Source organism: Granulicella sp. dw_53 (assembly GCF_018449545.1).
Taxonomy (GTDB): Bacteria; Acidobacteriota; Terriglobia; order Terriglobales; family Acidobacteriaceae; genus Edaphobacter.
Genome location: NZ_JAAVUR010000003.1, coordinates 414148 through 439178, shown reverse-complemented (window position 1 = coordinate 439178; position 25031 = coordinate 414148). Strand labels below are relative to the sequence as shown.

The window sequence follows — 25031 nt, the reverse complement described above, 5'->3', positions numbered from 1 at the left end:
CTTTGCATGAGTGCCGAAGATCAGTATGTTGAAGCACACGCTAAAACCAATAGAAGCTGGTTGAATTCGAGTTTCTCTATCTTATTCATTCCAGGAAGAATATTCATTTCTATTAGCGGATATCGCCAGCTGCGACGGCGTTAGAGCGAATGGTCATGTATGTTCGCAGCCGGACGCGATCAATCTGAATAATGGATGATTCCATTTTTTTGTACTTTAGTGGGGTCGTTCTATGCTTTTCAGACGTCTAATGTCTATGTCATCACGTACCTGAAGAGCTACACCGTAAGGACATGGGTAAAGCGACTCGTTTACCTAAATATTTAAAGGCTAAGAGCATAGCGCTTCAGGCCCGATCAAAAAGTTGAAAGGAGATTTATGCGCTCAGATCTTATTTTTGGAGCTCTTACGCACGTGAACAACCGTTATGAGCTGTGTCAACTCGCCTCGAAGGCGACTCGGAAGTTGCACAAGCCGAACACTCGTTTGCAGGATACGACGAATGAGGTTCTAGATCGCTTCAAGGACACCATTCCGATGGATGAGCCTGGCGAAGCCGTGGTCGAAAAAGTTCAGGTGGCAGAACGCCGCGCAGCTTAATGCGCGGCAGTTTCCTTTTTTAGAGTCAAACACGTAATATGTAGCAACTGGTATATCCCCGCACTTCACTTTCCCCCTACATTCTGGCCTTCCGCAAGACCCCCTCGTCACGCAGAATCCCGCCTTTGCTTCCTATCCCCCAAAGACAACCGTTAGGTACAACATGACTATTTCTGAGCTGAAAGAACATAACATTGCGGAGCTGAGCAAGCTCGCACGCGGTCTCGACATCGCCGGGACGAGCGGTCTCCGAAAACAGGACCTCATCTTCAAGATTCTGCAAGCGCAGAGCGAGAAGGAAGGACACATCTTCGCGGAAGGTGTCCTGGAGATCCTGCCCGACGGCTACGGGTTCCTGCGGTCGCCGGACTATAACTATCTGCCGGGTCCGGACGATATTTACGTCTCGCCGTCGCAGATACGCAAGTTCGACCTGAAGACGGGCGACACGATCAGCGGTAATGTCCGGCCGCCGCATGAGGGTGAAAAGTATTTTGCGCTGGTGAAGATTGAGGCGATCAACTTTGAGTCGCCCGAAGAGACGCGCAACAAGATCCTCTTCGACAATCTGACTCCTCTGTATGCTCAGGAGCGGGTCAAGATGGAGACGGTTCGTGAGCACATCTCCGGCCGTGTGATGGATCTTCTGACACCAGTGGGCAAGGGACAGCGCGGGTTGATCGTGGCTCCGCCGCGGACCGGTAAGACGATGCTGCTGCAGTCGATTGCCAATAGCATCACGGCGAATCATCCAGAGGTGGTGCTGATCGTCCTGCTGATCGACGAACGTCCGGAAGAAGTTACGGATATGCAGCGTTCGGTCAAGGGTGAGGTGATCTCCTCGACCTTCGACGAGCCGGCTGCGCGCCACGTACAGGTCGCCGAGATGGTGATCGAAAAGGCCAAGCGGTTGGTGGAGCACAAGCGCGATGTGGTGATTCTGCTGGACTCGATCACGCGTCTGGCGCGGGCTTACAACACGATCGTTCCGCCTTCGGGCAAGGTGCTCTCAGGCGGTGTGGACTCGAACGCGCTGCAGCGTCCGAAGCGGTTCTTCGGTGCGGCGCGCAATATCGAGGAGGGCGGTTCGCTCACGATCATTGCGACTGCGCTGGTCGATACAGGTTCGCGGATGGACGAAGTCATCTTCGAGGAGTTCAAGGGAACTGGCAACATGGAAGTGATTCTGGATCGCAAGCTGGTGGATAAGCGTGTGTTCCCAGCGATCGATATCCAGCGTTCCGGTACGCGTAAGGAAGAGCTGCTGATTCCGAAGGAAGACCTGCAACGGACCTGGATTCTGCGCAAGGTACTGAATCCACTGTCTCCAGTTGAGGCGATGGAGCTGCTTACGGACAAGCTGGCAAAGACCAGGAACAACCAGGAGTTTCTACACAATATGAGCTCGATTTAGCTTATTGCGTGAGGATAATTTTGAAAGGCGCAGCCCTCAAGGCTGCGCCTTTCTGTCGTAGTACCCTGTTTCTATGTTCACCGGACTCATCGAAACCACCGGCAGCATCATCGACATCACTCCGACCAATGGCGCGACCCGCATCACCATCGCCGCGCCGACCCTTACTGCGCGCCTTTCGACTGGCGATAGCATCGCGGTCAACGGAGTCTGCCTCACGGCTCTGTCCATCGAGCCTCATGCCTTCCCGCCGCGCTTCTCCGCCGATCTCGCCGCTGAGACCATCTCCCGCACCACTCTGGCCAAGCTCCGCAAGGACACTACCGTCAACCTGGAGCTCCCGACTCCGGCGGGCTCGCCTCTTGGCGGCCACGTTGTTCAGGGTCATGTCGACGGTACCGCGACGCTACTTGCTCTCGAACCCATCACTCCGGAGGCTCCTGAGACCACCGACTGGCGGCTTCGGCTCCAGCTTCCCGATACTCTCGCTCAGTACGTCGTCTCCCAAGGTTCCATTACTGTGGAGGGCATCTCTCTCACCGTGGCGTCTCTTCACGGCAACATTGTGGAGATCGCCATCATTCCCCACACCTACGCTTCGACGTCTCTTCACACGCTTGCTCCGGGCGCTCTACTGAATATAGAGACCGATGTTCTGGCTCGGTATGCAGAGCGTCAGCAAAAGTCCGCGGAGTTTACCTTGACTGAGCATTATCTGCTCGCCAATGGGTACTGAGACGGGATTCAGGGTTTGGCAGGCTCGTTTGGCCAGGGATCATGGATGTAGCCGGTGATCTGGGCGTCTGGGCCGAAGGGTGTTTGGGTTTGGCGGTGGAGGGTTTGCTGGAAGAGGAAGGGTGAGTCTATGCCTTGGGCGAAGGGGATTGCTCCTGCGCCTAGTTCGGTCTCGCCGTAGAAGAGAACGACTTTGTCGACCAGGTTCTGGGTGAGGAAGGCTCCGTTGAGGTGAGATCCGGCTTCGAGGAGGAGGCTAAGGATGTTGCGCTCGGCCAAGGCGGCGAGGACGGCGGGGAGGCTGAGGTGGCCGTTTTCGGTTTCGATTGCGCTGAGTTCGGCTCCGGCGGATTGCAGTGCTTCGATCTTTTGGGTGGGTGCTGAGGCGGCGTGGAGGATGAGGAGGTCCTGGCTGGCTGGGTGGAGGAGCTTCGCGGTGAGTGGGGTGCGGAGTTGGGAGTCGAGGATGACGCGGAGGAGGGGGCGCCGGCGGGGGAGTGTGGAGCGGTCGGTGAGAGCTGGGTCGTCGGCTAGGACGGTGCCGATTCCGGTGAGGATGGCGTCGGAGGCGTGGCGGAGGCGTTGGACCTCGTGACGGGCTGCGGAGCCGGTGATCCAGTGGGGCTGGTCGGGGAGGCGGTTGGTGGGCGGTGGAGCGAGGTAGCCGTCGACGGAGAGGGCAGCTTTGAGGGTGACGAAGGGGCGATGGTGCTGGATGAAGTGGGCGAAGGGATCGTCGAGGTCGCGAGCCTGCTGCTGGAGGACTCCGACGGTGACTTCGATGCCTGCGTCGCGGAGCTTGGAGATGCCGCGGCCGCTGACCAGAGGGTTGGGGTCGCGGGTAGCGACGACGCAGCGGCCGATGCGGGCGGCGATGAGGGCGTCGGCGCAGGGGCCGGTTCGGCCCTGGTGGGAGCACGGTTCCAAGGTGACGTAGGCGGTTGCGCCTACTACGCTGATGCCGCGGCTGGCGGCTTGCTTGAGGGCGGCGATCTCGGCGTGGTCGCGGTTGTCGTAGATGTGAGCGCCTTCGCCGATGATTGTCCCGCCGGCGGTGAGGACACAACCTACCTGCGGGTTCGGGGAGGCTAGACCGATGCTCTTTTGGGCCAGGGTCAGGGCTCGCTGCATGAAGCGTTCGTCTTGTGCTGCGTCGACCATTTGGTATTAACCCTTCCGCTCTCGAGTTTATTCTCTACCACCCCCCACCCCCCTTGGGGGTATTTGGGCGTAAGTGGTTTAGTTCTATCGAGTTAGAGGACGCGAGTGTCGCTAGCTCGTTGATTGCAAATGGCTTATGTCCAAATACGTCAGCCAGCGTGGGTTAGGGCCTCCTTTCGATAGTTCGGTTAAATGCAACGGCTGCAAGGCTTCCGCCTGTGCAGCCGTTGGGTTTTCTCTTCTACTTCAATTATAGTCAGGCGTCGAAAACTAAAGTGCCACATGGAAGTGGTTGGATCTTCTGGGTTTAGCAGCTTAAGGAGCTTGACATGCTGTTTTGCTGGGAGATTCGCATCTTTTATCTAGGAGTATCTCAATTTGCAGGGTTTCCAGGGCTAGCGTCGTATCCAATTCGGACCGAGGTTTTGGTTACGACGCGGATTCAGATGGCACTGATGCGGAGAGTTCATCGAGCTTTGCCATGAGCTCTTTTTCGGTCAAGGTCAGATCGACTGGGATCATAAGAGGTTGTTTCAGCTCGACTCCGGTAGGCCAGTAGACCTCGATCAGGTTTCCACTCGGGTCTTCGAGATACAAGGCGAAGGATACTCCATGGTTCGCGGTTACCCTGATGGGGAGTTCTAATTCAGAGCAGCGGCGATGAAACGACTGGAGATCTGCCAAGGACGACATCTTGAAGGCGCTGTGCTTGTACTCCTCTTTCGCGAAGAGGGCGATCTCATGGGACTCCTGTCCGGGGCGGCTACTGAGAAACACGGTAGCGCCCAACGGCTCATTCTCCGATGTGCTGCCTCCGACGATCTGCATGCCAAAGAGGTCCCGGTAAAACTCCGCAGTCGCAGCGAGATCTTTTGCATGCAAGCCGACGTGCTGAATGCCCGTATGGGTGTAACCGTTGGCAATGGACGAGATGGGGAGCGTGCTCGATTCAAATGCGTCCGATACTTCCTGGGACGGAGGAGCTGTTAGCGGTTCGACTTGTTGCATAAAATAACCTCTTTCCTATTGCTTCGTTCGAATAGAGATGCAGACGTCCCTGCAGTCAGGGATGCCTGATTTAAAGGGCTGCGATGCACTTCGTTTGAGACCATCCTTTGCGCGCTTGGTCGGGACTTGCATGTAATAAAGAGGACACAACGGGTTACAAGTTATTCCATCCTTTGCGTGGTTTATCTGCAGGGAAGAGGAACTGCCGGACTCCGCTCCTCGTATTTAAGAGTGATTGTCAGCTTGAGAATGGCTGGTGCTAGAACAGTCAGGGTTAGAACGGCGGGGCGCTGTGTCGTCTGTAACGAGAATGAGGCGATCGGATGATCGAACGCATTGAAGGGATGTCACCGCGGCTCAAGGCCAGAGTTGCCGGCTTGCTGTATCTGATCGTCATCGCCGGTGGCATATTCGCTGAGCTCTTTGTTCGCGGGCAACTCGTGGTGCATGGGGATGCGGCGGCTACGGCGCACAACATCATGACGCATGAGCTGCTGTACCGGCTGGGCTTTGCGGTCGAGATCTTTTATTGCGCGTGCAATGTGCCGCTGGTGCTTCTCTTTTATGATCTGTTCAAGGTGGTGAACAGGAGTGTCGCGGTGCTGGTGGTGTTCTTCAGCCTGGTGGGCACTGCCATTGAGAGTGTCAGTCTGCTCGGCCATTTTGCGCCCTTACTTTTGTTAGGAGGCGGCCATTCTTTGAATGGATTTACAGCAGAGCAGTTACAGTCTTTGTCGTATGTGTCTCTCCAGTTGTTCGAACGTGGCTTCGCCATTGCACTGGTATTTTTTGGCTTCTACTGTCTGCTCTTCGGATACCTAATCTTCAGGTCTACTTTCTTTCCCCGAGTGATCGGTGTGCTGCTTGCGCTCGAAGGCGTGTGTTACCTGATCAATAGTTTTGCGAACTTTGTGGCTCCAGCGTTTGCAGCTCGTTTCTTCTCTTACTTGATGGTCTTCGGCTTGGCGGAGGTATTGCTTTGTGGATGGCTTCTGGTGAGAGGTGTGAACGTTGAACGATGGAGAGAGCAGGCCCAGCGCAGCGCTATCTCTATCGGGGAGTGAGGCTGGACTCAACTTTGAAAGCAGCGCAATTTTAGTTCTGGACAATATTATCCAGAATGGATAAAGTTGCGTTTATGGAAACGAATAAGACGATCTTTATTACTGGAACCAGCAGCGGACTCGGTAAGTTGACGGCCATCCATTTTGCAAAGCAGGGTTGGAACGTCGCGGCTACCATGCGTAGTCCTGAGCGAGAGACGGAGCTAACTGCTTACAAGAATATTCAGATCTTCAAGCTAGACGTTACTGATCCTGAGCAGGTTAAGACCGCGGCGGCGCAGGCTATTGCTGCGTTCCATAGGATCGACGTGGTCGTAAATAATGCGGGCATCGGTTCGTACGGACCGTTGGAGTTTGCCGCAGAGGGTACGATCGACCATCAGTTCGAGGTCAACGTTCGCGGGCCTATCCATGTTATTCGCGCCTTCCTGCCCCACTTTAGAGCTAACAAGGGCGGGATGTTTGTGAATATCAGCTCGTTTATGGGAGTTACAACCGCGGTTCCTACTGGTTCGCTTTATAACATGTCGAAGTTCGCGCTGGAGGGGTTGACGGAGGGTTTGTACTACGAGTTGAAGCCACTGAATATCGAGCTTCGGCTGATCGAGCAGGGAGGTTCTAAAGGGAATAACTTTACAAGTAGCGTGGTCTGGAACGCGAACGAAGAGGTGAAAGACTATGACGCTCTTACTGAAAAAGTAAGATCCCTCTTCAAGGCTGCCGCTGCAGATCAGAGCCGTCTGGATGATCCGCAGGATATTGTGGATGAGATCTATGCAGTCGCTACAGGGAAGAACAGACAGTTCAGAACGTTGGTGGGCGATGCAGGGAAGGGCCTGATGGCGCTTCGGAGCAAGATGCCGATTGAGCAGTATCTGGAGACGATCGCTGCGCAGTTTGGGTAGAGTGGTTAATGGAGAGTGAGGAGGGGCATGGCTCGACCGAAGGAGTTCGATCAGGACGAAGCGCTTCGGCAGGCTGTGCGGCTCTTTTGTCAGCGAGGGTATGCCGCGACTGCTACGGATGAGTTGATGCGGGTGATGGGCATCAGCCGGCAGAGTATGTATGACACCTTTGGAGGGAAGCGGCAGCTTTACCTGGAGGCGTTTCGCCGCTACGTAAAGGAGAGCGTCGGAGAGCAGATCGAGCTTCTGGAGAAAGCTTCTTCGCCGCTTGCGGGGATCGAGGGTGTGCTGCTGGCGTTGTCGATGAAGCCGGACGGGGAGTGGGCGACGGGCTGCATGGGGGTGAATGCGATCTGTGAGTTTGGCGTCTCCGATGCGGAGGTGAATGGGCTGGGTGGGGCAGAGGGCAGCAAGCTGGTCGCCGCGTTTGAACAGGCGCTGCGTGCGGCGAAGGCGAAGGGTGAGATCGGCAAGAGCGTGGAGGTACGCGCGGCTACGGACTTTCTTATGGCTACGCTCTCTGGCTTGAAGGTGGCCGCGAAGGCTGGCGCTGCGAAGAAGACTCTGAAGGGCATTGCTCTGTTTGCCATGCGCAGTTTGACGAGCCCGGAGTAGGGACCTTTCAGCTAGATTTCTCTGCGGAAGACGGGCGTGTTACTCTGCGAGGACATCCATCCCTGACATCCGTTTCTACTGCGCAGCAACCCAGGAGATCTCTTTGACGAAGAAACTTCGCCTGAATCTATCACTGTTTTTCTGTGCCGAGCTTTGTATCGGCTTTCTTGCGGCGTCTGTTCATGCGCAACAGAAGCCGGCCGATCATCCGGCGGTCTCTGTGGAAGGGGAGCGGTATACGCCGCTTTCGATTGTGACGCGGAACATGGGAACGGAGGTCGATCAGACGGGGCAGTTTCCGCCGCATAAGGTGATTGGGAATATCTACTACGTAGGGACTCGGACGTTGAGTTCGTATCTGATCGTGACGCCGGAGGGAAATATTCTGCTGGACAGTACGTATGAGCGGAACGTTCCGGTGATCTTGAAGTCGGTGGAGCAGCTTGGATTTAAGTTTTCGGATACGAAGATCCTGTTGGGGAACCATGCGCATGGTGACCATCAAGAGGGCGATGCTCTGGTGAAGATGGTGACCGGCGCGCAGGTGGTGGCGATGGAGGAGGATCTTCCGGCGCTACGTGCGATGAAGCCGGGTGGGAAGGAGCATCCAGTGGACCGGGTGATTCATGATGGGGATACGGTGGTGCTAGGTGGGGTGACGCTGGTGGCTCATCTGACGGCGGGGCATACGCGAGGATGCACGACGTATACGACGGTGGTGAAGGAGAAGGGCAAGAGCTACAACGTTGTGTTTGGGTGCAGCCTGCGGGCTCCGGGGGTGATTACGCCGGCGATTGCGGCGGAGTTCAAACACTCGTTCGAGGTGGTGCATGCGCTGCCGTGCGATGTGCAGTTGGGGGATCATCCGGCGCAGTATGGCATGGAAGAGAAGTACGCGAAGCTGAAGGCGGGCGGGCCGAATCCCTTTATCGACAAGGCGACGTGCAAGCGGGAGATCGCGGTGGAGGAGGCGATGTTCCACGCGATTGTGGAGGAGCAGGGGAAGGGGCAATGATGCTTCGGCTGGCTTTAGTGCTGGGTTTAACTGCGTGGGCTGGGGCTCAGGTTCCGGTCTTGCAGCCGCTGACGAATGTCGCGGGGAAGGCTCCGGCGGGTTTGGGGACGGGGGCTGGGTTTTATGTGCCGGTGACTCCGGAGACGATTCGGTGGGGGTATCTGCCGGAGGCGGACGCGAAGCCGGTGCTGCGTGTGCCGTCGGGGTCGGTGGTGACGTTCGATACGCTGAGCCATGAGGGATTGCTGGAGGACCAGGGGCGGGATGCGAAGCGGTACTTCACCGGGCTGGGGGTTCCTGCGGGTGAGGTGCTGCGGGATGCGGAGGCAATTACGGGGTCGGGGCTGGCGCATGATTTTTTGAAGGATGGTCCGCACATCGTGATGGGGCCGGTAGAGGTGCAGGGGGCTGCGCCGGGGGATCTGCTGAAGATCGAGTTTCTGGCGTTTACGCCGCGGGTGCCGTATGGCGTGGTGAGCAATCGGCATGGGAAGGGGGCGTTGCCGGGGGAGTTTCCGGAGAGCCCTGAGGCGGGTGCGGGGGCTGGTGCTGCTTCGCCGGAGGCGTTTCATAATGTCTCGAAGCTGGTGCGGTTGAAGACGCAGGGTGGCAAGCTGGTTGGGGTGATGGAGACGGGTAAAGGTGGAACGGTGGAGTTTCCGGTGGCTCCGTTTCTAGGGACGGTGGGGGTGACTCCGGCGGGGGATGGGAGGACGAATTCGATTCCGCCGGGGAGTTTTGGGGGGAATATCGACATTCATTATTTGGTGGCTGGAAGCACGCTGTATCTGCCGGTGCAGGTTGCGGGGGCGAAGCTGTTTGTCTCGGATCCGCACTTTGCGCAAGGGAATGGAGAGGTGGCGCTGACGGCGGTGGAGGGGTCGGTGCGTGCGACGATGCGGCTGACGGTGTTGAAGGTGGGGGAGGCGGGGTATCCGACGAAGCGGGCGTTGACTGGGCCGTTCGCGGAGACGCCGGAGTACTGGATTCCGATTGGGCTGGACGTGGATCTGAATGAGGCGATGAAGAAGGCGGTGCGGAGCGCGATCGACTACCTGGCGGAGAATCAGGGGATGGATCGGGCGGCTGCCATGGCGTATCTGAGCGCGGCTACGGACTTTGAGGTGTCGCAGGTGGTGGACCGGGTGAAGGGCGTGCATGGGTTGATCCGGAAGCGGGACTTCGTGGGGCGGGGCGCGAAGTAGGGCGAGATTTGGGGCACGGAATTTTGTTGGAGTCTGCGGTGCTTCGGATCGGATATTATTCTGGACGCAAATTAAATGCCGGTGGAGGGAGCTTCATCCTGAGTGTGTTTGGAGGGGATGCATGCTGACCTATGCCGAGCTCGATCTGCGAGGAAGAGTGTCCGATGAGGTTTGGGTCAGTGAAGGGTGCGGGGATGAGCCGGCGGCAGGTGATGTTCGGCATGATGGCGGGGGCTGTGGCCTCTTCCGGTGCGTTTTCATTTGCGGCGGTGTGTGGTGGGCGGACGGACTGCAATGGGCCTTTGAAGATCTCGGATCTGGAACTGATCGAGTTGCAGGGGCACTACGAGACCGAGGCGGGAGTGAATGGTCAGCAGCAGGTCAATCCGCTGGATATCTACGATGCGCTGCGACCGGCGGTCTACAAGGACAAGCCGGGTGGGACGAAGCGGGTGACGACCAAAGCGATCTATCTGCGGATACGGACGGCGGGGGGATTGGATGGGCTCTATGGTCCGATTGAGCGGGATGCGGCGATTGTGGTGAGGGAGGATCTGCGACCGTTCTTGATCGGCAAGGATGCATTGGCGGGGGAGGCGCTGTGGGACGAGATGTATCGCTCGAACAGGCACTCGCGGGCTGGTTTTTTTATCATGGCGATCAGCGCGGTGGACAATGCGCTGTGGGATCTGCGGGGACGGTACTACGGGGTGCCTGTGTATCGGCTGCTGGGTGGGGCTACGCGGGAGTCGGTGGAGGTGTATGCGAGCTGTTTGGGGTTTTCGCTGGAGCCGGAGGCGGTACGGACGCGCTGTCTGAGCCTGAAGAAGGAGGGCTATCGCAATCAGAAGTGGTTCATGGGGTATGGCCCGGGGTCGGGTGCGGAGGGGATGAGAAAGAACGTCGAGCTGGTGAAGATCCTTCGCGAGACGCTGGGGGACGATACGGAGCTGATGTTCGATGCCTTCAGCGGCTGGGATCTGACGTATGCGCTGGAGTGGGCGCACCAGGTGGAGCAGTATCATCCGCGCTGGATGGAGGAGGTGTCGCATCCGGAGAAGATAGAGAGCTTCGCTACGCTGCATCGGAGCACGTCGATCCCGATTGCTTCAGGAGAGCACTTCTATGGGCGGTGGGAGGTGGAGCGTTATCTGGAGGCGGGTGGGTTGTCGGTGGTGCAGGCGGACCCGGAGTGGTGTGGTGGGATCTCAGAGCTGCTGAAGATTGGGACGGTGGCGTCGCTGCATGATGTGCCGGTGATTCCGCATGGGCATTGCATTCATGCGGCGGTGCATGTGATTGCGAGCCAGTCGCCGATGACGTTTCCGCTGGGAGAGTACCTGATCAACAAGATGCGGCACTTCTATCACTTCGAGCAGAAGGCTCCGTTCCCGGAGCATGCGCACTTTGCGCTGCCTACGGGGCCGGGGTTCAATATCGAGCTGGACCCGGCGAAGATCGACTCACAGAAGGTGCTGGCCTGGGATTGAGCTGCGGCCTGAAGCCTTTGCTTAGTCGAGCAGGGAGTCGATGAAGGCGGAGCTGTCGAAGGGGATGAGGTCGTCGATCTTCTCGCCGATGCCGGCGTAGACGACAGGGAGCTTGAGCTCGGTGGCAATGGCGAGGACGATGCCGCCTTTGGCGGTGCCGTCAAGCTTTGTGAGGACGATGCCGGTGACGTGGGCTGCTTCGGTGAAGAGGCGGGCCTGGGTGAGGCCGTTCTGGCCCGTGGTGGCGTCCATGACGAGCAAGGTCTGGTGGGGCGCGCCGGGGATGAGCTTCTCCGCGGTGCGGCGCATCTTGTCGAGCTCCTTCATGAGGTCAGTCTTGGTGTGGAGGCGGCCGGCGGTATCGACGATGAGGACCTGGGAGCCGCGGGATTTGGCGGCGGCGCAGGCGTCGTAGAGGGCGGCTGAGGGGTCTCCGCCTTGCTTGGTCTTGATGATGGGGGTGTTGGAGCGGGTGGCCCAGACCTCGAGCTGCTCGATGGCGGCGGCACGGAAGGTATCGGCGGCGCAGAGGAGGACGGTTCGGCCCTGCGAGGTGAAATGCTGGGCGAGCTTGCCGGTGGTGGTGGTCTTTCCGGTGCCGTTGACGCCGACCATCATGATGACTTCGGGGGGAGTGGCGGGATGGGTGACGGGCCTTTGTACGCTGTCGAGGATGGCTTTGAGCTCGGCCTTGAGGAGCCGCTGGAGCTCGGGGCCGCCTTCGATGCCAGTGCGAAGGGCGCGCTGGCGGAGGTTTTCGAGGACCAAAGCGGTGGTGGGAGCGCCGAGGTCGGCGGCGAGAAGGATGGGCTCGAGGCCGATGAGGGTGGACTCGTCCACCTCGCGGGTGAGGGCGATGACGGAGCTGATGGACTCGGCGAAGGACTCGCGGGTGCGGGTGACCGCCTGCTTCATGCGGTCGAAGAGACCGACTTTTTGCGGGGGCGCGGGAGGCTGGTCGGGAGTGTCGGGCGGGTCGGGTTTGTCGCGCTTACCGAAGAGGTTGAAGGCCATTCTGGGTCTAGTTTAGCGGATTGGGTGGATTAGTATGGGATGAGCGAGGTGAATCGCCATGGCTACTTCGACGCTGGTTCCTCTGAGCGAGTATCTGAAGACATCTTACCGGCCGGATCGGGACTGGATTGATGGCGAGGTGAGAGAGCGGAATATGGGTGAGGGTTCGCACGCAATCCTACAGGTGTTTTTCGTTTGGTACTTTCGAGAGCGGCTCGCCGAATGGAAGATTCGGGTTCGTTCCGAGCAGAGAATACAGACTTCAGCGACGCACTATCGCATTCCGGATATCTGCCTTTCGCGGGCGAGCGATCCCCATGAAGAGATCATTACGATTGCGCCGTTGTTGTGTGTCGAAATTCTGTCTCCAGAGGACCGGCTGGCGGATATACAGGACCGGCTGGACGACTATTTTGGCATGGGGATCGAGGCGGTGTGGGTGATCGACCCGAAGAAGCGGAGAGCCTTCATGGCTGGACTAGGCGGCTTGCTGCAACCAGTGACCGACGAGCTCAATGTGCCGGGAACGCCGATCAAGATCCGGGTTGCTGAGGTTTTTGCGGAGTTGGACGCGCAACGGGGCACAACGCCAGATCCTGCACGATAATCTGCTTGCCGTCTCTACTCGTCGCGGCCGGGTCGGGCCATGAGTTCGCGGATGGCTTCCTTGGGATTTTTATCGTGGTGGAGGATGGCGTTCACCTGTTCGGTGATGGGCATCTCCACACCGTAGCGGGCGGCGAGGCCCAGGGCTGCGGTGGTGCTACTGATACCTTCGGCGACCTTGCCGTGGAGGCCTTCCAGGATATCGGGAAGCTGGCGGCCGCGGCCTAGCTCGATCCCTACGGCACGATTGCGGGAGAGGGAGCCGGTGCAGGTGAGGACCAGATCTCCGACGCCGGAGAGTCCAGCGAGGGTCTGGCGGTGGCCTCCGCAGGCTATGGCCAGGCGGGTGATCTCTACGATGCCGCGGGTGATGAGGGCGGCGGCGGAGTTGTGGCCGAGATTGAGGCCGTGGACGACGCCTGAGGCTAATGCGATTACATTTTTGAGGGCTCCGCCTAGTTCCACACCCGGGACGTCGTCGTTGGTATAGACGCGGAGGGTGGGAGAGGAGAAGTCACGCTGAATGGCGAGGGCCAGGGCTGTGTCCTGCGAGGCGACGACCAGGGCGGTGGGGCAGGCGGCGGCCACCTCCTGCGCGAAGGAAGGGCCGGAGAGGACGGCGATGGGGTTATCGGTGAGCGCGGTGACGACCTGGGACATGCGAAGGAAGGAGCCCTCTTCGATGCCCTTGCTGGCGCTGAGGATGACCTGATTCCGGGTGAGCAGAGGAGCGATGTGGGTGATGACCGAGCGCAGGTGCTGGGAGGGGACGACGCAGAGGATGATGTCGGCTTCGAAGATGGCCGCAGGGAGGTCGGAGGTGACGATGATGTCAGCCGGAAGGGTGAAGCCGGGGAGGTAAGGGAGGTTCTCCCCGTGGTCGTTGAGTTGTTCAGCCAGCGAGGTCGAATGACACCAGAGGACGAGGTCGTGTCCGTTGCGGCGGGCGAGAGAGAGGGCCAAGGCTGTGCCCCAGGCGCCCGCGCCAAGGACGGTGATGCGGCTCATACGACCACCTTTCGGGTTCCGAAGCGGCTCTCTGTGCCAGACAGCAGGCGGCGGATGTTTTGGTGGTGCTTGACGATGATGAGAAGCGGGATAAAGAGAAATCCGGCCAGGACAATCGGTGTCCTAAGTGAGACGAAGTAAAACCCGAAAAAGGGAAAAGCGGCTGCGCCGATGATGGAGGCCAACGAGACATAACGGGTCAGAAGGAAGATCAACGCGAAGACGGCCAGGATGCAGAGGGCGCTGGGCCAGGTAAGAGCGAGGAAGACGCCGAGGCCGCTGGCGACGCCTTTGCCCCCGCGGAAGCCCAGCCAGACGGGAAAGACGTGTCCCAGGATGGCTGCTACTGCGGCGACGACTGCCAGGTCGTAGTTGCCGGGGGCCAGATGCTGGGCGATTTTGACGGCGAGGAAGGCTTTGCCAAGGTCGAGGAGGAGGGTCGCGATGCCGAGGCCCTTGGCTCCAGAGCGGGCGACGTTGGTCGCGCCGATGTTGCCGCTGCCGGTGGCCCGAATGTCCTCTTTTCGGAACAGACGGACGAGCACGTATCCGAAGGGGATGGAGCCCAGGAGGTAGGCGAGCGGGATGGAGATGAGCCAGGGATTCATGTGTGTTTCTATGAGTTTAGTGGACGAGCTTGAGGATTAGATTAGGAAGCCTGGGGAGCAGGGCAGGGGCTATTCGATACATTTCGCTTCAGTTTCCTGTGCCGACCATTTGAGATGACTTTCCTATCTGCCTCCTTGGATGCGGGTCGCAGGCGTTCCGTTATGAGGAATTCCAGTGTGTATGGCGATTCAGTTCGGGTGATTACTTCTCTGTTCAACCCCGCGAAGAGCTATTAGATGCACGGGGAGCTTCTCTGTGTCGCCCGGCTTTCTTCCTGCGTCGAATCCGACCAACTTAACCCCATAGATTCTGCAGATAGAGGGTTTACGGCGATTTCTCTCTCCCAAGCCATCCATCATAGCGGTCTACTCTACCTCTTGCAGGCGTCTTTGGAGGAAGCGGCGTTCGCTCTCGTTGGTGACGAGGGCGAGGGCGCGCTTGTAGCTGGTGGCGGCCTCCTGGAGCAGGCCCAGGCGGCGGAGGAGATCGGCTCGGACGGCGTGCATGAGGTGGTAGTCGTCGAGGTCGCCGGTGGAGGCGAGGGTATCGTGGAGGGCGAGGCCGGATTGGGGGCCGTCGGCCATGGCTACGGCGACTGTGCGGTTCAAGGTAACGATGGGTGAAGGCTGGAGGTGTTCGAGGACCTGGTAGAGTTCGACGATCTGGCGCCAGTCGGTGTCTTTCGGGCGGGCTGCGACGCAGTGCAAGGCGGCTATTCCGGCCTGGATGGCGTAGGGTCCGGCTCCGTTGCGGAGGGACTCTTTGACCAGAGGCAGGGCCTGGGCGATCTGCGCGTGGTTCCAGAGGGTACGATCCTGCTCTTCGAGGATGACGAGTTCGCCGGCCGGATCGAGGCGGGCTTCGCGGCGAGCGTCGTGGAGCAGTAAGAGGGCTAGGAGGGCGGTGCATTCGGCGGGAGGCTGTGGGTAGAGGAGCTCGCGTACGAGGCGGGCAAGGCGGATGGCTTCGGCGCAGAGATCGGCGCGGAGCATGGACTCGCCGCGAGTAGCGAGGTAGCCCTCGTTGAAGACGAGGTAGATGACGGTGAGGACGGCGTCGATGCGCGGGCGCAGATCGCGCGTGTCGGGGACGGAGTAGGGGATGCCGGCGTCGCGGATCTTGCGTTTGGCGCGGACGAGACGCTGCGCCATGGTGGCGGGAGGGATGAGGAAGGCGCGGGCGATCTCGTCGGTCTCGAGCCCGCAAAGGGTGCGGAGGGTGAGCGCGACTTGAGACTCAGGTGCAAGGGCTGGGTGGCAGCAGGTGAAGATGAGGCGGAGGCGGTCGTCGGGGATCTCACCGGTAAGGGATTCGGGGAGCGTGGGCTCAACCTGGCTGCGGAGGAGGGGTGAGTCGGCGTGGTCTTCGACCTTTCGGTCGAAGAGGGTCTTGCGGCGGAGGCGGTCGATGGCTTTGTTGCGGGCTGTCTGGATGATCCAGGCGCGAGGGAACTCGGGCGGGCCGGATTCGCGCCACTGTTCGACAGCGGTGGCGAAGGCTTCCTGGGCACAGTCTTCGGCGAGCTCGAAGTCGCCGAGGAGGCCGATGAGGGTGGCGACGATGCGGCCCCAGTCGGAGCGGTAGAGGGAGTCGAGTGCTTCGAGGGGAGGTGCGGTGAGTAGGGGGTCCTGCGGCACGCACAATTCTAAATATTTTTTTCCGAGACTGTCGATTTAGGCGATTGCCGTTCGTTTTACTGACGGAGGGATGCAGATGAGATACATGTTGCTGATTTATCAGGATGAGCAGGTTCTCAGCGAGGCCGAGCGGCAGCAATGCTATGCGGACTCGACGCAGTTGGCGCATCGGCTCCGGCAGGACGGAAGCTATGTGGCGGCGAATCCGTTGCAGTCTGTCTCGACTGCGACGAGTGTTCGGGTTCGGGATGGCAAGCCGCTGCTTATAGATGGGCCGTTTGCCGAGACAAGAGAGCAGCTTGGAGGTTACTTTCTTATCGACGCGAAGGACCTCGATGAGGCGATCCGAATTGCGGCGCAGATTCCGGCGGCACGGTTTGGGACGGTAGAGATTCGTCCGGTTGTGGAGTTGAGAGGACTGCCGGAGCAACAGGTTTAGAAGGTTTAACTATGGCAAATCGAGAGGAGAAGACGATGAAGTTCATGATGATTGTGAAGGCGAACAAGGACTCCGAGGCGGGAGTCATGCCGAGCGAAGAGTTGCTCGCTGCAATGGGTACTTATAACGAAGAGTTGCATAAGGCCGGGGTGTTGGTGGATCTTGCTGGTCTGCAACCTACCTCCAAGGCCGTGCGGATTCGATACTCGGGCGGAAAGCAGAGTGTGATCGACGGGCCGTTTGCGGAGGCGAAGGAGCAGATCGCGGGATTCTGGATCATTGATGTGAAGTCCAGGGAAGAGGCGATCGACTGGGCGAAGAAGGTTCCGGCGCTGCATGGACCGGGAACCGATTCGGAGCTGGAGGTTCGGCCGTTCTTCGGGCTGGAGGACTTTGAGCCGAGCGAGGCGATCGAGAAGCATCGCGAGTTGGGCAAGAAGATGGGGAAGACCGACTAAGGACTCTGAAAGATACGAAAAACTGGGATTGTCAAACTATTTTAGAAAGCGAGAGGACACTATGCAGATCAATCCGTACCTGACGTTTAACGGAGAGTGCGAGGCTGCGTTCAAGCTGTACGAGCGCTGCTTCGGAGGCAAGATCGAGGCGATGCTGAAGCACCAGGATCTTCCTGCCGGGGAGAAGGCGCCACCGGATCTGGAGGGCAAGATCCTTCACGCCATGATGAAGGTCAAGGGACAGACCTTGATGGGCTCGGATGCCTGTGCGGCTGACTACGTCGTCCCGAAGGGGATGCATGTCTCGGTCCACATTGAGGACAAGGCTGAGGCTGAGCGGGTCTTCGCTGGGTTGGCGGAGGGCGGAAATGTCGCGATGCCGATGCAGGAGACGTTCTGGGCGGCGAGCTTCGGTATACTGACCGACCAGTTCGGTATTCCGTGGATGGTTAATTGTCCTAAGCCGATGTAGTAGTCGGCTGCTTTGACGCAGCCTGTCGCGAGGGCTGCGTCAAAGCAGCGGCGACGAAGGATAATGGAGTGGATGATTGCGAATCCACGACTGTTCCAAGAGTTCCGTCGCGAGGAATGGACGGCGCTCCGCTCGGACGTCTCTGTGCCTCTCGCCGGGGTTGACCTTACGACGCTGGCGAGTCCGTACCAGCCGATTACGCTGGACGAGGTGACGGAGGCTTACGGTCCGATGTGTCGTCTCCTGAGTATTTCAAGGGCGGCAGCGGAGGCTGCGAGTCGAGCTCGGGATGGATTTCTTGGGAAGCCCTCGCGGCTGGGTCCGTATGTGATCGGCGTCGCCGGAAGCGTGGCGGTAGGGAAGAGTACGTTCGCTCGCGTGCTGGAGGCTTTGCTGGCGCTTGGGCCGGGAAGTCCCAAGGTGGAGATTGTAACCACGGATGGTTTTCTTTATCCCAACGCGGTGCTGGCGGAGCGTGGCCTGATGGGGAGGAAGGGATTTCCCGAGAGCTACGACCTGAGCCGGATGGTGGACTTCCTTCACGGCATCAAGTGCGGACAGACGAGCATCGAGGTTCCGCTCTACTCGCATCTCGCTTATGACATCACCGACGAGATGCGCAGGCTGGATTCCTCGATCGATGTGCTGATCTTCGAAGGACTGAATGTGCTGCAGACCTCGTCTTCGTCGACGGTGGTCTCGGACTTCTTCGACTTCTCGATCTACGTGGACGCGGAGGAGAGCGATATCCGGAACTGGTTTCTGACGCGGTTTCTGCGTTTGAAGGCTACGGCCTTCCAGAATCCGCAGTCGTACTTTCAACGGTACAAGGATCTTTCGGATGAGGAGGCGGTGCGAGTCGCGAGCAAGATCTGGCAGGAGATCAATCTTGTGAATCTACGCGAGAACATCGAGCCGACCCGCGCCAGAGCCGACCTGATCTTTCATAAAGCGTTCGACCACTCGATGGACTCGGTCTGGCTGCGAAGGATCGGGATGGGCTAGGGCTTCGCTGCCGCGTCAGATGACGGTGCGGCGGATGAGCTCGAGGGCGTGCTGGGTGGCCCACCAGCGGACTCGATCCCGGTCGCCCGGGATGTTGATCTCGCGGACTTCGGTGGATGTGGCGCTGGCGAGGGCCAGGTAGACGAGGCCGATGGGGCGGGCTTCGTCGGGCCCGGGCGCTCCTCCGCTGGGTCCGGCGAGTCCGGTGATGCCGAGGCCGAGGGAGGAGCCGGTGCGGCGGCGAATGCCTTCGGCGAGGGCTCGGGCGACCTCCGGGCTTACGGAGCCATTCGTGTCGATGGTCTCTTTGGGGACGTCGGCGAAGAGGGTTTTGAGCTCGGGAGTGTAGACGACGGCTCCGCCGAGGAAGGTGCGGGAGCTGTTGGGGATTGCGGTGAGGCGCTGGGCGAAGAGACCGCCGGTGCAGGACTCGGCCGCGGTGATGGTGAGGTTGCGCATGCCGAGGTTCAGCAGGACGATCTCTTCAAGGCTCTCGCCGTGAGAGGAGAAGATGGCGTCGTCCATCTCTTGCTCAATCTTTTCGGTAAGCTCGTCGACGTGGGCCTGCGCATCGGCAAGGGTGCCGGCGGCGGCGAGGAAGTGGAGCTGGATCTCGCCGGAGTGGGCGAGGATGGTGGTCTCGACATCGGGGTAGAGCTTGTAGATAGGCGCGGTGCGGGCGTCGACGGTGGACTCGGGGACGAGGGCCATGCGGAGGATGCGGCGAGCGAGGAAGCGCGGCGGAAGAGTCGCGGCGAGGAGCGGCTGGACGAGGTCGGCGAAGAGAGGCTTGAGCTCCTTCGGGGGGCCGGGAAGCAGGATGACGATCTTGCGGAGGCTGGGGCCGTCGGAGCGGAAGAGGGTGGTATCGAGGTACTGGCCCGGCGCGCTGCCGTTCTGGTTGTGGAGGATGGTTGCGCCTTGCAGGATGTCGGCCTGCTTGGCGTTGTTGGGCGGCATCGGGATCTGACGGGCGAGGAAGCGCTTGGCGAGGGCTTCCAAGACGAGTGGGTCGCGTCGGAGTCCGATGCCGAGGGCGGCAGCAACTGCTTCGCGGGTGAGGTCATCCTCGGTGGGGCCGAGGCCGCCGGAGAAGAGGACGATGTCGGCGCGGGCGAGGGCGATGCGGGCGGCATCGGTGAGGTGGTCGATGTTGTCCCCGACGATGGTCTTGAAGGCCACCTGGACGCCGAGGGAGTTGAGAGCTTCGGTGAGGTAGAGGGAGTTAGTGTCTTGCCGGTAGGGCGTGAGCATCTCGGAGCCGGCTGCGATGATTTCAGCGATCATGTATGTTGATTCCGTCTCCGCTTCCAGGGTCAAGAGGTTGGCTGAACACCTCCGCGTGGGATCGCGTGGGTGCTCGCCGAAATTCTGTTCTATTGAAGCACGCTTTCATCAGAACTGATGATGGATTAGCTGGCAGCGGTTGTCCTCAGTCTCTACGCCTCCGTTTTGGCGATATTGAACCGATGGGCAGCGACCTTAGTAGAGGATCTGGCTTTGGATGAAGGTGTCGGGGGTGCCGTCTTTGGGGTTGACGAAGATTACGTCGCTGGGGTCGCGGCGGGGAGTGTCTACGGCGAGGACGACGAAGGGCTCTTCGAGGATCTCGGGCATGCCGTGGATGGTGGCGCGTTTGAAGAAGATCAGTTTGCCGGGGCCTATCTCGAAGGGTTCGGCTTCGCCTAGGAACATGCGGGCGCGGCCGGAGAGGACGAGGAGGTATTCGTCGCAGGTGGCGTGGTAGTGGGCGGGGACGGGCGTGTAGACGCGGAAGACACGGGCGCTGGCGGCAGCCTCGTCGGTGAGGCGGGTGTCGATCAGCATCGTGGCTGCGGTGGTGGGAAAGGCGCGCACGATGGCGTCGATGTCGAAGACGGCGGTAGTGGATGTCGTTTGATCGGACATATTGATTATAAAGATTCAGCGGAGAGCGCTTTGGATGCAGAGACGGGCTTGTTGACGTGTAGAAGCGCTAGTTGAACAGGCTTCGACGAGGTTGCTCTTCTTATGAAGAGTAGCGAAGACAGGGCCGCCGCCACTCTGCTCTCTGGGAGAGTTGGGTGGCGGCGGGTTAGGAGTCTTATGCTCTTTGAGGGATTTTCTGAACGAAGATGCTTGAGAAGGCATCGCGGACCGAGTAGAAGACGGCAGACCAGAGGATGACGATGAAGAGTGCTGTCGGCAGACCTGTGGGCGCCATGAAGGCATGGAAGAGGAAGACGTTGACGATCACTGGCCCGAGAAGCGTGAGCGCCAGCGGGACGAAACGGTTGGCGAGAAGGAGGACCGCGGTGACGACCTCAATGGCGGCTACGATGAGCAGTTCGTGAGAGACGTAGAGGGCTCCTGCGAACTGTCCTCCCAAGGGAGGAAGCGGAGGTTGGGGTAGAAAGTTGAGGAACTTGTTGAGGCCGAAGATGAGGAATATCAGGCCTAAGAGAATGCGTGCGATGAGTGCGGCGATCTTCATAGTTTGTCTCTCGTACTGGAATGTTGAGGATGGAAGCGGCTTCTATAAGCCGCGCGTTAGATCGCGACGGAGCGGACGCGCTCGATGGGGGTCTTGAGGAAGTCGGCGCGATCGAGTTTGCCGGACATGAGCTGCGACGCTCCGCCAGCGGTGATGAACTCGATGTTGGTGATGCCGACGAATCCGAGCATGGCCTTCAGGTAGGGTTCGACGAAGTCCATGCCGCCGGCCGGGGTTCCGGCTGTGTATACGCCGCCACTGGCGATGAGGATGGTGGCTTTCTTGCCTGTGAGCAGGCCCTGGGGTCCGCCTGCTCCGTAGGAGAAGGTGCGTCCGGCGCGGACGACCTGGTCGATCCAGAGCTTGAGGGTCGAGGGGATGGAGAAGTTGTGCATCGCGACGCCGAAGACGTACTCGTCAGCCTGCTGGAGTTCGGAGATGAGCTGCTCGGAGAGGGCGAGGAGCGCGGTCTGCTCGGCGGTGCGGGAGTCCACAGGGGTAAAGCTGGCACCGATCCAGGGGGCATCGATGGGGGCGGGAGCGCTGGCGGCGAGGTCGCGGGTCAGAACGACTCCATTGGGGTGAGCAGCGGTCCAGGTGGCGACGAATTCGTTGGTGAGTTCGCGGCTGATGGAGGAGGCGAGGGGGCTGGAATCGATACGTAGAAGCGTAGGCATAAGAATCTCCGAAATAATTGCCTAAACAACGGAAGAAGTTTAAGCAACGAGTGTTGTTAATCATATAGACGACGAATGTCGTTTATGGATTCTTTTTCTCTAAATTTGCTCTAATAGGTGAGGGACTATGCCAATCTCCGATTGCGACGTCCGGGATCCACGGATCCGGCGAACACGACAGCTTCTCCAGGGCGCTCTTAAGCAGCTCATGGAGAAGAAGGGCTTCGACGAGGTCTCAGTTCAGGACATTACGGAGGCGGCGACGGTGAACCGCGCCACTTTCTACGATCACTACACGGATAAGTTCGCGCTGCTCGATGCCATGGTGGGGGGCGGATTCCACAAGTTGCTGCACGAGCGGGCGGTGCGATTCGACGGGAGTTGCCCTTCGGCGGCGAGCGCGGTGATTCTTGCGACCTGCGACTATCTGACCCAGATGGAGACCGGGGATGGGACCTGCCAGAGGCAGAGCGCCTTCCAACCGCTGGTGGATGCGGCGATTACACGCGCCATCGGGCGGGTGTTATCGGACGGATTTGCGGGGTCTGAGGACGGGTTGAAGGGGAAGCCCGATGGAAAGATAATCGCGGCTGCGGCGAGCTGGGCGATCTATGGGGCGGTGAAGGAGTGGTTCGGCAGCGTGAACCGGGTTCCCGCGGAGGAGATGGTGGAGATGGTGCTGGAGCTGGTGCTTCCGGTGCTGAGCGCCCGTGTGGGGAGCTCCGCTGTTGCTCTCTCTTCTTGACCCCCACCCCCATTGCTGCGGATAACCGCTTTATTTGCGGCGAGATACGTGGGTTGGCCCGTGCTAAATTCCTCTTAATACGAGGCTTGCGTCCAAATATGTGCAGGCTAAGGAGTTATTTCGATTGTTAAAGATCGAAGCCCCGGGATGAGCCGGGGCTTTCTTTGTTTCTGGTTCTATTTTATCAAGTGGCCTATAACTAACGTGCCACTTTTTGTCTTTTATTATCTTTATTGGTTTGAGGGGGTTAGAGGATTTGGGTGGTTTTTTAGGGCTTGACAGCTTTGTGGGCTGGGAAAGGAGTGCGGTCGGGCTTTCGCCCGATAACCCACCCTATTTGCGAAGAAGCTGCAAAAGGGGTGGGGCACCCGGATTTGTGCTGCTCCGTTTTGGGCTGGGGAAAGGTTTTCGATCCCACCCTTCGCGAGAGACAACGGCGCGAAGGATGGGGCACCCGGGCTGTTGGGGTGGTGTGAGGAGACTGGCCCTGCTTTGGGATTGGGGTTGGGGGAGGAAGGCGGTCGGGCTTTCGCCCGATACCCCACCCTATTTGCGATGAAGCTGCAAAAAGGATGGGGCACCCGGAGTTGTGCTGCTTCGTTTTAGGGTTTTGAGGTCTTGCGGCGGAAGCAGGTGGGGGCATGGTCGTTGACTATGCCTACGGCTTGCATCCAGGCGTAGACGATGACGGGGCCTACGAATTTGAAGCCGCGTTTTTTGAGGGTCTTGGAGATCTCTTCGGAGAGGGGTGTGCTGGCGGGTACGGGTCCGGTGTTCTGGATGGGCTTTCCGCCGGCCAGGTTCCAGGCGAAGGTTGAGAAGTCCTCTCCGGCGGCCTGCATGGCGATGTAGATTTTGGCGCCTGCGATGGTGGCCTCGATCTTGGCGCGAGAGCGGATGATGCCGGCGTCCTGCATGAGGCGCTCGACATCGATTTCGGTAAATTTTGCGACCTTCTTTGGATCGAACTGCTTGAATGCTTTACGGAAGGTTTCGCGTTTGCGCAGGATGATGCTCCAAGAGAGGCCGGCCTGGAAGCCTTCCAGCATGAGCGTCTCCCAGAGGGCGCGGCTGTCGTACTCGGGTACGCCCCACTCGGTGTCGTGATATTCGCGGAGCATGGGGTCGCTCTCGGCCCAGGAGCAGCGCTGCTTGGAGAGGGATTTTGTCGGTGGGGTCATTGTGCCTAGAGTACGGGAGTTCTGGTGTAGCGGACGCCAGGACTTTGCGGTCCTGACGCGCCTGGTGTTGGGAGGTAGCTGGGTTAGACCTTTGGCTCCCAGCCCTTTTCGTAGGTGCGGCCCCAGAGCTTCATGGCCTCGGGATCGCCCTGGATGTGGGCGGTCTTGGGGTCGAGCTGAAGCTCGCGCTTGGTCTCCCAGGCGATGTTGGAGAGCTGCAGCATGGTGACGGAGGTGTTGCCGGTCTGGATGGGGGCGTGGAGCTTTTCGCCGGTGCGGATGGCGGCGATGAAGTTCTCGAAGTGGAGATCGGTCATGGAGTCTTTACCGGTGAGGTCGGCGGAGGCGGTGCGGTTGTGGCTGGTCTTGAACTCGTCGACTTTCTTTCCGGTGGCGTTGTAGACCTCGTAGCCGTCGCGGTCGATGAGGACGGAGCCGGTGGTGCCCATGATGACGGCGCCGCGGTCGCGGTCGTAGACTTTCATGCCCTGGCAGCTCTTGCCCTCCCAGGTGATGAGTTTGGCCTCGGAGGATGGGGTCGCTTCGTAGGTGAAGGCGGTGTCGAGGGTGTCGTAGAACTCCCAGTCGTCCTTGAACTGGTAGCGGCCGCCAGAGGCGGTGATGCGGTTGGGGTAGTCGACCTGCAGGGCCCAGCGGCAGACGTCGACCTCGTGGGTGCCGTTGTTGAGGGTTTCTCCGGTGCCGTAGCGATGCAGCCAATGCCAGTTGTAGGGGTGGACGTTGTCCTTGTAGGCGGTGCGGGGGGCGGGGCCCTGCCAGAGCTCCCAGTCGAGGGTGGCGGGGACGGGGACGACCTTGCCGACGCCGATGGACTTGCGGGTGTTTACGTACCAGGCTTTGCCGAAGTAGGTGCGTCCGATGAGGCCGGCGTGGATCTTACCGACGATCTCGATGGTGTGGGGGGAGGAGCGCTGCTGGCTGCCCATCTGGACCTGCTTGCCGTACTTCTGCTGCGCGGCGACGAGCATCTCGCCCTCGCGGGGGTTGTGGCTGCAGGGCTTTTCGACGTAGACGTGCTTGTCGGCCTGGAGTCCGGCGATGGCCATGGGAGCGTGCCAGTGCTCAGGGGTGGCGATGGTGATGGCGTCGACGTCCTTGAGGGCGAGGAGCTTGCGGAAGTCTTTTTCGGTGGCGGGGGCGTAGCCGCACTCTTTCTCGGTGGCCGCGGCGTACTTCTGGAGGATGGTAGCGTCGACGTCGCAGACGTAGGCGATGCGGGCGGACTTTTCGTTGTACTCGAGGGAGGAGAGGTGGGCGTAGGCGCGGCCGTTGAGTCCGATGACGGCGAAGTTGACGCGCTCGTTGGCGCCGAGGATCTGGGCGTAGCTGCGGGCGGTAGGGGCCAGGGCGGCGGCGGTGGTAGCGGTGACAGCGGTGGAAAGAAACTCGCGGCGAGAGATCATGACGCTCCTGAGGGCTTTACGCTTGCCGAATAACTTTACAACAGCATAGGTACGACTCGGGAGGGCGTGAG

The 25031-nt window shown here is 59.7% G+C and carries 27 protein-coding genes; 15 read left to right on the top strand and 12 right to left on the bottom strand.

Translation table 11 applies throughout. The features are described 5' to 3' along the window. The first annotated feature begins 378 nt into the window (after nt 1-378). From HB393_RS07030 to HB393_RS07020, 3 genes are all read left to right on the top strand, one after another. Complete coding sequence (locus HB393_RS07030) at nt 379-600, top strand: DNA-directed RNA polymerase subunit omega (protein WP_213804434.1); 222 nt, start codon at nt 379-381, stop codon at nt 598-600. 163 nt (nt 601-763) lie between these two features. Next, nucleotides 764-2014, top strand: coding sequence for a transcription termination factor Rho (gene rho / locus HB393_RS07025; RefSeq protein ID WP_020712094.1), 1251 nt, complete (start codon nt 764-766; stop codon nt 2012-2014). A gap of 73 nt (nt 2015-2087) precedes the next feature. Next, complete coding sequence (locus HB393_RS07020) at nt 2088-2750, top strand: riboflavin synthase (RefSeq protein WP_213804433.1); 663 nt, start codon at nt 2088-2090, stop codon at nt 2748-2750. 8 nt (nt 2751-2758) lie between these two features. On the opposite strand, the gene ribD is transcribed toward HB393_RS07020, so the two are convergent. Together ribD and HB393_RS07010 are read right to left on the bottom strand one after the other, a co-directional pair. After that, entirely contained in the window at nt 2759-3910 is a 1152-nt protein-coding gene (gene ribD, locus HB393_RS07015) for a bifunctional diaminohydroxyphosphoribosylaminopyrimidine deaminase/5-amino-6-(5-phosphoribosylamino)uracil reductase RibD (protein WP_213804432.1), read from the bottom strand. Nucleotides 3911-4339: 429 nt separating this feature from the next. Next, nucleotides 4340-4918: a VOC family protein gene (locus HB393_RS07010; protein ID WP_213804431.1), complete on the bottom strand. Its 579-nt coding sequence runs from the start codon at nt 4916-4918 to the stop codon at nt 4340-4342. Nucleotides 4919-5241: 323 nt separating this feature from the next. Here HB393_RS07010 and HB393_RS07005 point away from each other — a divergent pair, with 323 nt between their 5' ends. From HB393_RS07005 to HB393_RS06980, 6 genes are all read left to right on the top strand, one after another. Next, a complete protein-coding gene (locus HB393_RS07005; RefSeq protein ID WP_213804430.1) occupies nt 5242-5982 on the top strand; it encodes a DUF4386 domain-containing protein in 741 nt (246 codons plus the stop codon). Between the two features lie 74 nt (nt 5983-6056). Next, on the top strand, nt 6057-6887 hold the full coding sequence (locus HB393_RS07000) for an SDR family oxidoreductase (protein WP_213804429.1): 831 nt from the start codon (nt 6057-6059) through the stop codon (nt 6885-6887). Nucleotides 6888-6914: 27 nt separating this feature from the next. Next, nucleotides 6915-7502 (top strand): TetR/AcrR family transcriptional regulator, encoded by a 588-nt coding sequence (locus HB393_RS06995; protein ID WP_213804428.1) that lies wholly within the window; start codon nt 6915-6917, stop codon nt 7500-7502. 103 nt (nt 7503-7605) lie between these two features. Continuing rightward, nucleotides 7606-8517, top strand: coding sequence for a subclass B3 metallo-beta-lactamase (gene bla / locus HB393_RS06990; protein ID WP_213804427.1), 912 nt, complete (start codon nt 7606-7608; stop codon nt 8515-8517). After that, a complete protein-coding gene (locus tag HB393_RS06985) occupies nt 8514-9722 on the top strand; it encodes an acetamidase/formamidase family protein (RefSeq protein WP_213804426.1) in 1209 nt (402 codons plus the stop codon). The genes bla and HB393_RS06985 overlap by 4 nt, the downstream gene beginning before the upstream one ends. 164 nt (nt 9723-9886) lie before the next feature. Further along, the gene (locus tag HB393_RS06980; protein WP_255550871.1) at nt 9887-11212 is read left to right on the top strand and encodes an enolase C-terminal domain-like protein; all 1326 of its coding nucleotides are present in this window, start codon (nt 9887-9889) and stop codon (nt 11210-11212) included. A 21-nt stretch (nt 11213-11233) separates the two neighbouring features. On the opposite strand, the gene ftsY is transcribed toward HB393_RS06980, so the two are convergent. Further along, on the bottom strand, nt 11234-12226 hold the full coding sequence (ftsY, locus tag HB393_RS06975; protein ID WP_213804425.1) for a signal recognition particle-docking protein FtsY: 993 nt from the start codon (nt 12224-12226) through the stop codon (nt 11234-11236). A 58-nt stretch (nt 12227-12284) separates the two neighbouring features. On the opposite strand from ftsY, the gene HB393_RS06970 reads away from it, so the two are divergent. After that, nucleotides 12285-12833 (top strand): Uma2 family endonuclease, encoded by a 549-nt coding sequence (locus HB393_RS06970; RefSeq protein WP_213804424.1) that lies wholly within the window; start codon nt 12285-12287, stop codon nt 12831-12833. Between the two features lie 14 nt (nt 12834-12847). Here HB393_RS06970 and HB393_RS06965 read toward each other — a convergent pair whose 3' ends face one another. The 3 genes from HB393_RS06965 to HB393_RS06955 form a co-directional block, all read right to left on the bottom strand. Then, the gene (locus HB393_RS06965) at nt 12848-13840 is read right to left on the bottom strand and encodes an NAD(P)H-dependent glycerol-3-phosphate dehydrogenase (protein WP_213804423.1); all 993 of its coding nucleotides are present in this window, start codon (nt 13838-13840) and stop codon (nt 12848-12850) included. Then, nucleotides 13837-14448, bottom strand: a complete 612-nt coding sequence (gene plsY, locus HB393_RS06960; protein WP_213804422.1) for a glycerol-3-phosphate 1-O-acyltransferase PlsY — start codon at nt 14446-14448, stop codon at nt 13837-13839. The genes HB393_RS06965 and plsY overlap by 4 nt, the downstream gene beginning before the upstream one ends. A gap of 366 nt (nt 14449-14814) precedes the next feature. Further along, the gene (locus HB393_RS06955) at nt 14815-16086 is read right to left on the bottom strand and encodes a sigma-70 family RNA polymerase sigma factor (protein WP_213804421.1); all 1272 of its coding nucleotides are present in this window, start codon (nt 16084-16086) and stop codon (nt 14815-14817) included. 76 nt (nt 16087-16162) lie between these two features. Between HB393_RS06955 and HB393_RS06950 the strand changes: the two genes are divergently transcribed. The 4 genes from HB393_RS06950 to coaA all read left to right on the top strand — a co-directional run bounded on the left by HB393_RS06950 (nt 16163) and on the right by coaA (nt 18460). Next, nucleotides 16163-16525, top strand: coding sequence for a YciI family protein (locus HB393_RS06950; RefSeq protein WP_213804420.1), 363 nt, complete (start codon nt 16163-16165; stop codon nt 16523-16525). A gap of 11 nt (nt 16526-16536) precedes the next feature. Then, nucleotides 16537-16983, top strand: a complete 447-nt coding sequence (locus tag HB393_RS06945) for a YciI family protein (protein WP_255550870.1) — start codon at nt 16537-16539, stop codon at nt 16981-16983. Between the two features lie 61 nt (nt 16984-17044). After that, on the top strand, nt 17045-17455 hold the full coding sequence (locus HB393_RS06940; RefSeq protein WP_213804419.1) for a VOC family protein: 411 nt from the start codon (nt 17045-17047) through the stop codon (nt 17453-17455). Between the two features lie 72 nt (nt 17456-17527). Then, a complete protein-coding gene (gene coaA / locus HB393_RS06935; RefSeq protein ID WP_213804418.1) occupies nt 17528-18460 on the top strand; it encodes a type I pantothenate kinase in 933 nt (310 codons plus the stop codon). A gap of 15 nt (nt 18461-18475) precedes the next feature. Here the strand turns inward: coaA and HB393_RS06930 are convergent, their stop codons facing one another. The 4 genes from HB393_RS06930 to HB393_RS06915 form a co-directional block, all read right to left on the bottom strand. Further along, nucleotides 18476-19747 carry a competence/damage-inducible protein A gene (locus tag HB393_RS06930; protein WP_213804417.1) on the bottom strand — a complete coding sequence of 424 codons (1272 nt, stop codon included), beginning with the start codon at nt 19745-19747 and terminating at the stop codon, nt 18476-18478. A 195-nt stretch (nt 19748-19942) separates the two neighbouring features. Beyond that, nucleotides 19943-20368: a cupin domain-containing protein gene (locus HB393_RS06925; RefSeq protein WP_213804416.1), complete on the bottom strand. Its 426-nt coding sequence runs from the start codon at nt 20366-20368 to the stop codon at nt 19943-19945. A gap of 175 nt (nt 20369-20543) precedes the next feature. Continuing rightward, the gene (locus tag HB393_RS06920; protein ID WP_213804415.1) at nt 20544-20933 is read right to left on the bottom strand and encodes a DoxX family membrane protein; all 390 of its coding nucleotides are present in this window, start codon (nt 20931-20933) and stop codon (nt 20544-20546) included. 56 nt (nt 20934-20989) lie between these two features. Then, nucleotides 20990-21610: an NAD(P)H-dependent oxidoreductase gene (locus HB393_RS06915; RefSeq protein ID WP_213804414.1), complete on the bottom strand. Its 621-nt coding sequence runs from the start codon at nt 21608-21610 to the stop codon at nt 20990-20992. A gap of 127 nt (nt 21611-21737) precedes the next feature. On the opposite strand from HB393_RS06915, the gene HB393_RS06910 reads away from it, so the two are divergent. Continuing rightward, nucleotides 21738-22355, top strand: coding sequence for a TetR/AcrR family transcriptional regulator (locus HB393_RS06910; protein WP_213804413.1), 618 nt, complete (start codon nt 21738-21740; stop codon nt 22353-22355). A 602-nt stretch (nt 22356-22957) separates the two neighbouring features. Here HB393_RS06910 and HB393_RS06905 read toward each other — a convergent pair. Both HB393_RS06905 and HB393_RS06900 read right to left on the bottom strand, forming a co-directional pair. Continuing rightward, on the bottom strand, nt 22958-23536 hold the full coding sequence (locus tag HB393_RS06905; protein ID WP_213804412.1) for a DNA-3-methyladenine glycosylase I: 579 nt from the start codon (nt 23534-23536) through the stop codon (nt 22958-22960). A gap of 83 nt (nt 23537-23619) precedes the next feature. Then, nucleotides 23620-24960 (bottom strand): Gfo/Idh/MocA family oxidoreductase, encoded by a 1341-nt coding sequence (locus HB393_RS06900; protein ID WP_213804411.1) that lies wholly within the window; start codon nt 24958-24960, stop codon nt 23620-23622. Nucleotides 24961-25031 lie beyond the last annotated feature (71 nt).

Bases quoted from the DNA above. Each gene is read 5' to 3' on its own strand.
- HB393_RS07030 (WP_213804434.1), top strand. From the start codon at position 379: ATGCGCTCAGATCTTATTTTTGGAGCTCTTACGCACGTGAACAACCGT.
- rho (WP_020712094.1), top strand. From the start codon at position 764: ATGACTATTTCTGAGCTGAAAGAACATAACATTGCGGAGCTGAGCAAG.
- HB393_RS07020 (WP_213804433.1), top strand. From the start codon at position 2,088: ATGTTCACCGGACTCATCGAAACCACCGGCAGCATCATCGACATCACT.
- ribD (WP_213804432.1), bottom strand. From the start codon at position 3,910: ATGGTCGACGCAGCACAAGACGAACGCTTCATGCAGCGAGCCCTGACC.
- HB393_RS07010 (WP_213804431.1), bottom strand. From the start codon at position 4,918: ATGCAACAAGTCGAACCGCTAACAGCTCCTCCGTCCCAGGAAGTATCG.
- HB393_RS07005 (WP_213804430.1), top strand. From the start codon at position 5,242: ATGATCGAACGCATTGAAGGGATGTCACCGCGGCTCAAGGCCAGAGTT.
- HB393_RS07000 (WP_213804429.1), top strand. From the start codon at position 6,057: ATGGAAACGAATAAGACGATCTTTATTACTGGAACCAGCAGCGGACTC.
- HB393_RS06995 (WP_213804428.1), top strand. From the start codon at position 6,915: ATGGCTCGACCGAAGGAGTTCGATCAGGACGAAGCGCTTCGGCAGGCT.
- HB393_RS06985 (WP_213804426.1), top strand. From the start codon at position 8,514: ATGATGCTTCGGCTGGCTTTAGTGCTGGGTTTAACTGCGTGGGCTGGG.
- HB393_RS06980 (WP_255550871.1), top strand. From the start codon at position 9,887: ATGAGGTTTGGGTCAGTGAAGGGTGCGGGGATGAGCCGGCGGCAGGTG.
- ftsY (WP_213804425.1), bottom strand. From the start codon at position 12,226: ATGGCCTTCAACCTCTTCGGTAAGCGCGACAAACCCGACCCGCCCGAC.
- HB393_RS06970 (WP_213804424.1), top strand. From the start codon at position 12,285: ATGGCTACTTCGACGCTGGTTCCTCTGAGCGAGTATCTGAAGACATCT.
- HB393_RS06965 (WP_213804423.1), bottom strand. From the start codon at position 13,840: ATGAGCCGCATCACCGTCCTTGGCGCGGGCGCCTGGGGCACAGCCTTG.
- plsY (WP_213804422.1), bottom strand. From the start codon at position 14,448: ATGAATCCCTGGCTCATCTCCATCCCGCTCGCCTACCTCCTGGGCTCC.
- HB393_RS06950 (WP_213804420.1), top strand. From the start codon at position 16,163: ATGAGATACATGTTGCTGATTTATCAGGATGAGCAGGTTCTCAGCGAG.
- HB393_RS06945 (WP_255550870.1), top strand. From the start codon at position 16,537: ATGGCAAATCGAGAGGAGAAGACGATGAAGTTCATGATGATTGTGAAG.
- HB393_RS06940 (WP_213804419.1), top strand. From the start codon at position 17,045: ATGCAGATCAATCCGTACCTGACGTTTAACGGAGAGTGCGAGGCTGCG.
- coaA (WP_213804418.1), top strand. From the start codon at position 17,528: ATGATTGCGAATCCACGACTGTTCCAAGAGTTCCGTCGCGAGGAATGG.
- HB393_RS06930 (WP_213804417.1), bottom strand. From the start codon at position 19,747: ATGATCGCTGAAATCATCGCAGCCGGCTCCGAGATGCTCACGCCCTAC.
- HB393_RS06925 (WP_213804416.1), bottom strand. From the start codon at position 20,368: ATGTCCGATCAAACGACATCCACTACCGCCGTCTTCGACATCGACGCC.
- HB393_RS06920 (WP_213804415.1), bottom strand. From the start codon at position 20,933: ATGAAGATCGCCGCACTCATCGCACGCATTCTCTTAGGCCTGATATTC.
- HB393_RS06915 (WP_213804414.1), bottom strand. From the start codon at position 21,610: ATGCCTACGCTTCTACGTATCGATTCCAGCCCCCTCGCCTCCTCCATC.
- HB393_RS06910 (WP_213804413.1), top strand. From the start codon at position 21,738: ATGCCAATCTCCGATTGCGACGTCCGGGATCCACGGATCCGGCGAACA.
- HB393_RS06905 (WP_213804412.1), bottom strand. From the start codon at position 23,536: ATGACCCCACCGACAAAATCCCTCTCCAAGCAGCGCTGCTCCTGGGCC.
- HB393_RS06900 (WP_213804411.1), bottom strand. From the start codon at position 24,960: ATGATCTCTCGCCGCGAGTTTCTTTCCACCGCTGTCACCGCTACCACC.